Here is a 10,907-nt window from a genome sequence, read left to right on the forward strand (position 1 = left end):
CATTGGACGAGGTCTTTCTTCCCCAGACTTCAAGCATGCTCGTTATTCCTTTCGCGGTTATTACGTATAAGGTTTTGCTGCAGCTCGTTAAGCGTTGCATCTACCTGCTCATTCAACTTACCAGTGCATTACTCACAAATTCAACGGCTACATGATGAACCACCATCTACCGTAAAAATGCAATACAAAACTTAATACGGTCTGTATGTGACGGTTACTTGCGGCCGAGATACGCAGCCACATATCCGGGTCGGTCTGGTCCTTCACCCGTGCTTTCAGTCCTGTCTCCGAACTGCTCCACCACTCGCTGCAGGTGGGATAACCTCCTCTTCCGGTGTTGGGCCGGCCGCTGTCCCGGCTGTCGGTCCACGGGAACGCAGCCCGGGGCAGTTTGGACTGCAACGAAGGATAATACCGGTTCAGGAATGTACTGCTGCCAATCCATTCGATATCACGCAGCGTGGTTTTGTCCTTTGTCTGTCCCTGATCCTGTTGCTTCCACAGATACAGCGCAACCGAATAGCAGTCGTTGGTGAAGTCCTGCAGCTCCTGCGCCAGCGCTTTGTTGTCGATACGCGTATGCTGCACTTCAAAGCGGACCTGCCGCATGTCAGGGCGACAGGGAATGGTCGCCACGGCCGCCTGGGTTACCCCTTTCGAGAGTTTATGAATCAGCACCCACCACACCGGTGCCGCAGCCGTCCGGTCGTTGAGACTGGTGACCACGCCGGCATAGCCGCTTTCATCCGGCGCTTTTGGCGTCCACACACCACAGCTCTTCGCCCGGGTTGTATCGTACTGCATCGTACTGAGGCTGACATTAATCAGCGGTACGCAGCAGGCAATCATCACCAGGAATCCGGCATACAGCGCGTTCTCGATACGGGGCAGCGACAGCATCCCCTTGTTGCCTTCATCCTCCCCCTCTTCACGGACTTTGAGCCAGATCCCCACCACCTTAAACGCCAGCGGCAGGACAAAAAGCCCGGTGCTCAGCAGGACATTCCACAGGCCGTTATTGATCACCCAGCCTAGCAGCGTCAGAAAATACTCAAGATAGCTGTTTGTCGTCATCTTCAGGCTCCCGGACCGGTAAACATCGCGTACTCACACAACGCGATAAAAAGCACACTGACCACACTGATGCGCAGCAGCGGCCGCCTGTACATCTTCCGAAAACCCGGCGCATGCCGGATTTTCCAGAGGCCCCATGCAACCAGCGCATACAGCGCCAGTCGCCATATCAGCCAGCCGTAGCGCGTCGACTGCATCCAGCTCCGGAATGCAGCTGCTTCAGTCGGATGTTTCATGGCGGTGTCAGCCATCATCAGTGAGACCACCATGAACAGCGCCATGCAGGCGAGGAAGATGCCGGCACGGGTAAGGACTTTCCTGACAGTCGATTTATTACGCATCCTTATTCCCTCATTCAGCCGACTGCGGCGCTGCCATCTGGTTGAAGCGACTGTCGGTATTGTCATCAGACTGGGTCTGCGGGTTGGTTTCGACGCGCTGATTCTCCCTGTCGATAATGGTCAGCACTGAATTACGTGACAGTTCACGCTTCATCTCCATCTCGTTTTTCAGCGCCGCGATTTCCCGATCCAGCGCCTCGATACGCTGACCGGCGGTATCAATGGCCTTTGGCTGGGCAGCGGCATTCGGCTCCGACATACCGGTAACCATCATGCGACGCATCAGCAGCGCCGTTTCCACCGTGTCAGACATGGCCAGCTCGCCGGCAAGACGGGCGGTCAGGGCCGCGTTATCCGGATCACGCTGCAGGGCTTTAATCACGCCGGCCGTCACCGGCAGTCCGCCGGTTTTCAGCTTCGCCAGATTCGCGGCCGTGGGCTTTTCCGTACCGTTGACGAGCCTGACCAGCTGCTCAGCGTTGGCTTTGGTTGCCTCTTCCAGCAGTGGGGCAAAGCCGGTGCCGGCAACGGTCGTACCGGGCTGGTCATCCGCATCACCGCTGGTACACTCACTCGCGTTGGCACAGGTGCGCATCGAGCGATCGCCCAGCACCTTCACGGTCATGGCCGCCGCCTCTTCCGCGCTGCCGAATTTAGAGCATGCGCCACCGTTACAGCTGCTTTCGCCCACGGTCGAATCAGACGTGACGGGCAGACCGTTCATCATGTTGTAGCCGGCAGCGACAAGGTCATGGGTGACACGTATCGCGGGCTGCCCTGCTCCCCCACGTTTTTGGCCGCCAACCCAGTTACTGCCTGAAGCGCCGCTGGCCTTGCGACCTGCGTCATCAACACGAACTGCGTCAGCATCACCGCTGTTTACGATGGATTTGTATTCATCCATCATGGCTTGCTGTGTCCAGTTACTGCTGTCGCTGAAGTCCATCATCTTTTTCGACATGTTCTGGCAGTTGAGCTGCGCCTTGTCGAATGACACATTGGCCTGAAGAACGCCGTTGGTGAGCATGTCATACAGACCGGGGTTGGCCCGCTGAATGACCATCGCCGGCAGACTGGCCACCGCGCCGGTGGCCCCCTGAATCACGTCGCCCATCAGGTTTTTAAAACCGGATGTGACGCCGTTGAGCTGGTTGCCGACGGTGGTTTTCAGGTCAAAGTTGCCGCACATCAGGTCACTGCTCCAGCCGGTATTCAGCCCCAGCTTCTGCATATTGCCGCGCGTGGCCGGCTGGGAAATGACCGAGCCGCCGCCGAGGGTGTAGAAGAGCTTGTCCGACACGGCACCATCGACGGACTTGCCGTAACCGATGGCGCTGTTGTTTACCTGCGGCAGGGACATGCCCAGGATGGTATTGTCATCATCGGCCGCGTGCGCGCCCGGGAGGACAGTCAGCAGGGAGCCGGTCAGCAGCAGGCTTACGCGAACGGCTGAAAATGAAGGTGATTTTTTCACAGTTTTCCTCATCAGATATCAGTGCTGCCCAGAAATTTCTGCCCGCGCTTTTTGCAGCAGCTGTAGGGCTGCCAGAGCGCAAAGGCTTCGTTGTTATCGCTCGCGGCGGTGTAGCTCCCGTCCGGGAAGACGGCACATGACTGTGTCATGTGGGGCGCCAGCCGCTGCCATTTGTGATTGCGCGTGCCGGTGTTTTCCGTGACCTCGCCCGGTGGCCAGTACCCGTCATGGCGGTTGCCCTGGAGCACCTGATAAACATGGGGCTGCCCGGCGCGGGTGATAATGTCTGCCACACGCTGCGCCACCACGGCAGAGGCTTTGTCATCATCCGTCTGGCTGATAAACCCCGAACGGGGATAGATGTTGCCCCACATATTGGCTGCTGCCTGACTGCCGATTTCCCGCTGGCCGGGCACAAGCGCTTCCGGATAGAGGGACTCCGGTACGCCCGTGCGCCAGGCCGCCGAATCCAGCGTACTCAGGAAGTAAGGCATTAACGGGGTGGCTGCGGTATCACAGGAATAGCCCGGAATACTGCCGCCAATCAGGGAGGTGGCCGGGTGGCCAATCGCATCGGCATACTTGAAACGAACAGCGGACTTGCGCTGGCCGGGATTTTTCATGTCGGCCGGATTGGCTCCTCCGGCAGAAACACCGGAAAGCCCGCTGGTCACGGCACTCTCCAGCCCGCCGGCGGTCTGGCTGACAAACGCCATTTCCTGCCACGGGTTGCCGCCCGGAGCGACATAGGTCGAAACGACTGTCTGAGGAATGAAGTGAGTGACTTTGACCGACGTGCGCACCTTGCAGCCAAAGGGGGTGCAGAACAGCCAGTAACAGATGCCACTCACACGCCAGCTGATACAGTTTTGCGATACGGCGCTGGCAATAATCTGCGCGGTGTTAAGTGCTGCAACAGCTGCCGGCGCGGTTGCCGTACCCAGTACCGTGGCAACCGCCAGCGAGCACACCGTGGTTCTGATGCGGGAAGGTTTTGTATTCACTGACCACCTCCCCGGTTACGCAGGGAAGTGGCCACGGCAACATCCGTGGTGCCGTACACCACATCGCGGTCATCAAACACCACGGCCGGCACTTTTTTAATGCCCAGTTCCCAGGCCCGGACCACCTGGCGATAGGAATCATTCAGCTGCAGCTGTTTTTGTTGCCAGGCAGATGATGCCATAACCTGCCTGACCTGTGCTTCGGCCTGCTGCGGGTCTGCAGGCAGTTCCCCGAACATCTCGGCCTGCAGTTGGTCAGGACCATCAAGAAGGACCACCGGCACGTCCGGCGGCAGATTTGCCGGCAGATGCTGACTGTCAGTGAAGACGACCGTGCCGGCCAGTACGGATGCCGGCAGCAGAGCCGGCAGGAAAACAAGAGAGGTCAGTTTCATGAATCGGAACTCCGTCAGACTGAATCGTCTGACAGCGTGCCCGCAACGGCTCAGAAAGGCCGCAATAAATTGATAACGCAGTTCTAATAATTTAGAGGTTAGCTACAGCTAAGTTTTAGGAAGTTAGTTAAAGTTATTATTTCAAAGCGATGATTAATTAGGAAGTGGGTATTTTTTAGCCCGCTTTAGATTCGAATGGAGAAAAAGTTTGGAACTATACACAGCCAACTCTCTGAATGAACTAGAGAATATGCTTTCCAAGCATGGTACTGATGTCTTATTCCGTGGTCAAAATACTAGATACGGAGATCCAGGGTTGCCTTCGGTCAAAACTTCTTTTGACCGACATGGATGTATACCTAGTGAAATGCTCAAGTGGAGTCGTTACGCAAAAAATGTTCTTAGCACGACTATCGGGCATCACGTTAACGACTTTAAATTTATACAGGCACTCCTTCAACATTATGGTTGGCGCTCTTTTTATATTGATTGCTCGTCGAACGCAGCTGTTGGGGCGTGGTTCGCCAGCCATCAGTATGATCAACAGCATACATTAGAAATGAGTGAAGACTTTGCAGAGCGACCCGTCTGGTTACGAAAGCTAAAGGCGCGATATACTCATAGCGAGGGTGTGGGTTATCTTTATATCCTAGATAAGAAAGCAGCCGAACAGGTTGGTTTAGTCGATTTAGCTTCTTTAAAGTTAGAGGGTTTCCATCCCAGGATGGAGGCTCAGGCGGCATGGTTAGTGGGACCTCTACAGCAAACTGATCTCCCTCAAAATTGTTTTCTCTCTGAAATTAAATGCAGTAGTGAGATTTTGCGTAAGTACTCTTCAAAGAATGGCTTTGATACAACAAGTGACCTTTTCCCTCCTATAAAGGACGATCCTATTCTAAGGATGTTACTCGGATTACCTTGGAGAGAATTAGCTGACGTAAAAGATAAATCATTCCCCATCCCTGCGTTTCATAGGGCCCTTGAATTACCAGAGTATCATGAGAGCTATGTTAAGATTGCATGGCCTCAAGCTGCATTTTTTCGGGGTGCCAAAATATCACAAACCTTTAATTCAATTGATGGCGACCCTAACGGCTGTGTCATAATTAACGTACCTGAGGAGGCTCTATATGGTGAGTCTGATGAAAACGCTACATTACACTTTTCTAGAATTGAAGATCTGATAAATATTAAAGGTTCAGTTGCATTCGAGATAGACGATCTTATCCAACACGTAAATATGGGACACTTATCTCTTTATCAAAAAGGAATTGGTGTTATATCCCGTGGTGCCAATTTATTTGAGGTAAGCGAACTTATGGTTGAACATCCAGGTATGGATATGACCCGAGTTGGGTTTGTTAGAGGATGGTTTTACCGAAAGGATGAAAATGGTTTATGGGCAAGGGAACAGCATACAATGGAGTGTGGCTGTGGGGAATCAAGAGTCCACAAAGCCCACATCTCAGCACTTCAAATCATAGAAATTTACTTGCAAGAGCAAACTAACATTGTTGGTGAGCTGAAAATATAGCCAAGTTCAGATGCGAAAAACCCCAGCAGAGCCGGGGTTTTTCAATACTTTTGCCTAATGTGCTTTCACTAGAACCCATGAAACATGGGGGAAGATTCGACACTGGCTCACTGGCTAACGTTGTGCTTATAGATTAGCTTATGATGACGGAGTCGTCAACTAGCTTGTGAAGCATGAAAAATGCCCAGTAATAATGGCTAAAGCATCAGGAGATACTATGCCTAAAAGCATACAGGATTATACGCCAATCCTTTCCTTGCTCTCAACAGCAAGGCTAGGGGCTGTTCAAGGTACTTTCAACGTCCAGCCCGGATTAGAAACGTATGGGTTTAGCCTCTGGCTACAGAATGCAGCAGCTTCCCTGTACCCCTTAATGCAACAACTTGAATTGGTTTTGAGAAACTCAATTGATAAAGCGGCCAGGCAGCGATTCCAAGATAAGTGGTGGGATAAGATTAAATATGACACTACAAAAGATAATCACAGCAAGTTTATAAACTGCATTAGAGAGGCGGAATCCACTCTCAAAAAAAGATGGAAAGAAAAAGAAGCTGCGCGTCTAGGACTGGCTAGCTCAAACTTGGTAACCGCACAACCTCCGGCATTTGATCATGATGATATTATCGCCACAACAACATTCTCAACATGGGAGTCAGTCCTGTTAGAGGCACTTCATACAGATGATAATTCTGAAAAAAATGATTATCTTTGGCCCCTTTCTCTTTCAAAAGCCTTCAGGCGATTAAATTTAATCGATAACAAACCTATTGAAGCACGCCGCAAACTAATTAACATGCTAAAAGAAATTCGTGATTATAGAAACAGACTTTTTCATCATGATTGCATCTGGATAAAATCTAAAACAGTCGACGCTCAAACGGCCATCGAGTCAATAAGGGAAAAAATTAACCTTATAGAAAAAATAATAAGAGCGATAAGCCCGATAACTTGCAACGCGTTAAACGCATGGGGAATGTTTGAAAATGCCCGACGCATATGCTCAACGTCCGAATTAGCTATATATACGAATCTCGATTATGAAACTATTAAGGACGAAGATCTAAAGGTACTAAACAAGATATTTGAGCGGACAAATGGTGGAAGATCATCTGTACCGATGTACGTAGGTGATAACTCGTGTGTTTTCTATAAAATAAGATGATAAAAAAACCGGCCCCAGCGGCCGGTATCAAAAAAGCATTAAGTAATTTTTATTATCATGCCCCTGGTGAAGGCAAGTCTGGAGTTATACGTCAAGCCCGTTAATCCACAGCATCAGATACACCAGGTCAGCCGAATCCGGCACCGTGATATACCAGCGCGGATGCGCATACTCCTCTTCCTGCGGCCAGCTCGTCTGTCCCGTCACGGTGATAAGAATATTCACCGCCTGCTTCAGCTTTCCCTCAAGATAGATGGCCACGCTGCTGCTGAGACCCACCCGGTGCGGGTGACACGTCATTTTGACCGGCCCGGTCAGGCGCTGCCTGAGCATCGCCCGCAGCCTCACCAGATGCTGATGTGTCGCCGGGAGCACGCCGGGCTCCCCCTGAGGCGACAGGGTGAAAAGCGCACCGCCACTGTGCTCATGAATGGCGGGTTCAGGGTACTTCAGTGTCATCATACCGTGGCAGGCTCCTGTTGTTTCTCCGTCAGACCGCGCAGACGGTCCAGATTCTGCGCGACGCGTTTTGCCGCCTCGAGTTCGCTGCAGTGAAATTCATTCATCAGCGCCCGGCGTTCGGCTTTCTCTTCTTTTTCCGTCATGCCCAGTGCCAGGAAGAGACTGGGCGGCACGGCACGAAACAGCGCTTCAATCCGTTTCGCCAGCACCACGCCTTCCGTATAACAGCCCGACAGTTTACTGGCGGAAAGCAGCACCGATTCCTGCTCCGGCGTGAGCGCGCGGAAACGGCTGATATCTTTAACCTCTTCCGGAGGCATGGTCAGACAAATCCACCATTCCGCCATGTTCAGCATTTTTTCGGCAATATCCGGGTAGTCCTTAAGGTTCTGGGTGGCCAGCCACAGCCAGGCCCCGAGTTTACGCCACATCTTGACCACCTTGGTCATATACGGCGACAGCAGCGGGTTGACCGTCACGATATGCGCCTCATCCACCGTGAAGACAATATCCCGGCCCAGAAACTGGTCACGCTCCGCGATGTTGTTAATCATGTTGGTCATCGAGACCATGGTCAGGGCCATCTGCGCCTCGTAGCCCTCACGCGCCAGATGCCCCAGGTCAACCAGCGTCACGTCCGCTTCAGGCCACAGCTCCCCTTCGCGGTTGAACAGCTCCGCTTCAAAGCTCCCGGCCTGGGTAAACATGCCCAGGGATTCCGCCATTTCCGCCGCTTTCGCCTTGCGCTGGGCATTGCGGACATTGATGACGCCCTCATCGTTGTCAGAGGCAATGTCATACAGCGCCTGCTGCAGGTCAGACGGCAGCATCTGCCGCCCTTCCTTATACGTGGCATGCGCCGCCATCAGCAGCGCCTCACGTATCATCGCCCTGTCGGCGCGCTTAAGGTCAGCCTCTTCTTTCGGGTCGCCGCCGGTGATCATCATGCGCGCGGAGATTTCCATTTCACCGAGAACGTCACGCTTGTCATCCTCGCCATCGTCGTCCGTGTCGATATCCGGCAGGTCGCTCTCATCCACGGCCTGGGCGGCCAGGCCTTCTTCCACCAGTTTGTGAGCATCAGCAAACGGCGGCAGACTGACGCCGCTCCCGGGTTTGACGCTGATTTTATTCACCGTCAGTCCGAGGCTGTCAAAGAAGTCGGCCAGCAGGCCGAACGAGTTCCCGGCCTCCGCAATAAACAGCCGCGGACGATGGACGGCCATCAGCTGGGAGAGCGCGGCACACAGCGTGGCCGACTTGCCCGCCCCGGTCGGGCCGAACAACAGCAGATGCGCGTTCTGGGTGCGGTCGAGCTTGTTGAGCGGATCGAATGTCAGGGTATCCCCGCCGCGGTTGAAAAAGCTGAAGCCGGGGTGCCCCGTGCCGGTTTCCCTTCCGGTCACCGGCAAAAGACCGGCCAGGTGCTGAACCCATGTCAGACGGGTATACCAGTGTTTTTTGTCGCTGTCCGGGTTAAAGCACATCGGCAGCGCCCGCAGCCAGCTGTTCAGCGGACCTTCTTCAAACTCCGGCCGTACCGGCTGCAGACCGGCCCCGAGCAATACGGTGGACAGCTCCAGCCGCTTGCGCTTCAGGCTGGTCATGTCATCGCCGCGCAGCAGGAAGGTGATCCCCGCCCGGTACAGCTTGTGCCGGTTGCCCAGATACTCTTTTACCGTCTTCACATCCTGGCGGACGCGGCCCGACTCGGTATTCTCACCGACCGCATTTTTCGACAGCCGGTTAAACTGCTCTTCAAGCCGGTCCTGGGGCTGTACCACCACCGTCATGCACACCATGGTCCCTTCCGGAAACATATCCATCAGGGCATTAATTTTCTTTTCACCCCGGCTTTTCTCGCCGGTAAGGGTGCCCGGCTCCGGCGGTGTACGCAGTTTTTCCACCGCCACCGCGCAGTGCGGCTTATTGTCAATCCACCACACGCCGTTTTCCGGGTCTGAAACCGGCGGCGTGAACCACAGGGTTTCGGCAAAATCATTGCTGACCGGCACGGTGCCTTCAGGCGTCTCGCGCGGGTCTGCGTAAGCAGCCTGCCGATAGAGCGTGGTTTTCTCCACCCAGTCCGGTGACGGATTGAACAGCCGCAGCAGCCAGCCATGCACCTGCAGACCGTTCTGCCGGGTGCAGCGGATCCCCGCCCCGCCCAGGGCATTAACGACCCGGTCGCACACCTGGTTGAGCATCGCCACCGGCGGCATCGGATCCCGGCTTTTCCCAAGCCAGCGATAAACAACCATCCGGGTGCGGCGCTGCTGCCCGCGCCACGGCTGGCCGGTAATCAGCGAGTCAGTAAAAAGTCCCTCTGGCCGGGAGATACTGCGGATATGGCGCTCCATTTCACCCAGCCAGGCGTCGGTAAACGCCGTGCGCTGTGCATGCGGTTTGACATACCCGCGCAGCCTGTCCAGGTACGCGTCAGTGTCGTCCTCGTCCTGGCAGAAGAACTGCACGACCCAGGGATTCACGTCATGTTCATCAAAGCTGTCCTGAAGTGCATCCTCATCGTCTGCCTCCTTTAGGATTTTACCGTCGGCCCTGCGGGTATACGTCCCCTTTGCGGAGCCGGCTTCCCTGCAGGGCTGAGAATGATAACGCAGGGCATCCGCCAGTAAGCGCCAGAGCACATACAGGACATTCGACAGAATGAAAAAAATGATCCATACGGCCCGCAATGACAGCAGGTAATTGTTCGCCGCGGTTTCTGTGGAGACGGCAGTGACGGTACAGGCTGCCGACTTTGCCTCAGGCGGAGCCGCATTATCAGGCACCGGGCATTCCTCCCACATGTAATGTCCGGGCGGCGCGGTGCGCCATGCCGTTGCCTCCTTCTGCAACTGGTCGTTCAGGTCACTGACCGGATGGCCGAAAACAAGCCAGGCGAGCAGGCAGACACCGCCGAAAGCGGCAGGCACGAAAACGGCATGACGGAATAAACAGAACACAAGCCACAAAGCGTAGCGCAGGCTGTTCACGATGATATGCATAAGGGATTCCTCAGAGATACTGCCGGACGTCCTGCCCGGCGAGAATGGCCAGCAGGCGTTGCCCGCTGATGATGCGCAGGCGCGGTGACGCCATATGAAGGGTGCGGCTCAATTTTCCGGTACGGCCCGTGTGGATAAACAGCCCCCGGCGGCCGGACTGCAGGAGAAGCCGGTTGAAGTCCTCAACATGTGCGGGGGAAACAGCACGACTGTACCGTTTGGCCTGGATAAGCCAGTGCTCGCCGTCGATGATGACCTGGCCATCAAGGCCGCCGTCACCGCTATAGGAGGCATTGCGCACTACGGTCAGTCCCTGACGTTCAAAGGCAGACAGCAACAGCTCTTCAAAGACATAGGGGCTGATTTTGCGCAGATAGGTCAGACGCTGCCCGTCTCCCGGCAGGCTGTTAAGCTTATTCAGTACCCGCCCCGCCGTTGCCCGGTATCGCCGGT

At 54.7% G+C, this 10,907-nt stretch carries 9 protein-coding genes and 1 pseudogene; 2 read left to right on the forward strand and 8 right to left on the reverse strand.

The window, feature by feature from the left end; translation table 11 throughout:
• Nucleotides 1-219: 219 nt before the first annotated feature.
• From GS12_RS20820 to GS12_RS20840, 5 genes and pseudogenes are all read right to left on the reverse strand, one after another.
• Nucleotides 220-1,074: pseudogene (locus GS12_RS20820) on the reverse strand (conjugal transfer protein TraG N-terminal domain-containing protein); the annotation flags it as partial.
• A gap of 2 nt (nt 1,075-1,076) precedes the next feature.
• Entirely contained in the window at nt 1,077-1,415 is a 339-nt protein-coding gene (locus tag GS12_RS20825; protein ID WP_034950432.1) for a hypothetical protein, read from the reverse strand.
• Nucleotides 1,416-1,425: 10 nt separating this feature from the next.
• On the reverse strand, nt 1,426-2,901 hold the full coding sequence (locus tag GS12_RS20830) for an integrating conjugative element protein (protein WP_034950434.1): 1,476 nt from the start codon (nt 2,899-2,901) through the stop codon (nt 1,426-1,428).
• Nucleotides 2,901-3,893: a TIGR03756 family integrating conjugative element protein gene (locus tag GS12_RS20835; RefSeq protein WP_034950437.1), complete on the reverse strand. Its 993-nt coding sequence runs from the start codon at nt 3,891-3,893 to the stop codon at nt 2,901-2,903. The genes GS12_RS20830 and GS12_RS20835 overlap by 1 nt, the downstream gene beginning before the upstream one ends.
• Nucleotides 3,890-4,288 (reverse strand): TIGR03757 family integrating conjugative element protein, encoded by a 399-nt coding sequence (locus tag GS12_RS20840; protein ID WP_034950439.1) that lies wholly within the window; start codon nt 4,286-4,288, stop codon nt 3,890-3,892. The genes GS12_RS20835 and GS12_RS20840 overlap by 4 nt, the downstream gene beginning before the upstream one ends.
• A gap of 250 nt (nt 4,289-4,538) precedes the next feature.
• On the opposite strand from GS12_RS20840, the gene GS12_RS20845 reads away from it, so the two are divergent.
• A complete protein-coding gene (locus tag GS12_RS20845; protein WP_235421284.1) occupies nt 4,539-5,822 on the forward strand; it encodes an FRG domain-containing protein in 1,284 nt (427 codons plus the stop codon).
• A 217-nt stretch (nt 5,823-6,039) separates the two neighbouring features.
• Nucleotides 6,040-6,984: an Abi family protein gene (locus tag GS12_RS20850; protein ID WP_034950444.1), complete on the forward strand. Its 945-nt coding sequence runs from the start codon at nt 6,040-6,042 to the stop codon at nt 6,982-6,984.
• A gap of 84 nt (nt 6,985-7,068) precedes the next feature.
• Here the strand turns inward: GS12_RS20850 and GS12_RS20855 are convergent, their stop codons facing one another.
• From GS12_RS20855 to GS12_RS20865, 3 genes are all read right to left on the reverse strand, one after another.
• Nucleotides 7,069-7,446, reverse strand: coding sequence for a hypothetical protein (locus tag GS12_RS20855; protein WP_004115528.1), 378 nt, complete (start codon nt 7,444-7,446; stop codon nt 7,069-7,071).
• Nucleotides 7,443-10,454, reverse strand: coding sequence for a conjugative transfer ATPase (locus tag GS12_RS20860; protein ID WP_235421286.1), 3,012 nt, complete (start codon nt 10,452-10,454; stop codon nt 7,443-7,445). The genes GS12_RS20855 and GS12_RS20860 overlap by 4 nt, the downstream gene beginning before the upstream one ends.
• 10 nt (nt 10,455-10,464) lie before the next feature.
• Nucleotides 10,465-10,907 (reverse strand): restriction endonuclease (locus GS12_RS20865; RefSeq protein WP_034950446.1); only part of this gene is annotated, 443 nt, incomplete at its 5' end.

It is taken from the genome of Erwinia oleae (assembly GCF_000770305.1).
In the GTDB taxonomy this organism is placed as follows: Bacteria; Pseudomonadota; Gammaproteobacteria; order Enterobacterales; family Enterobacteriaceae; genus Erwinia; species Erwinia oleae.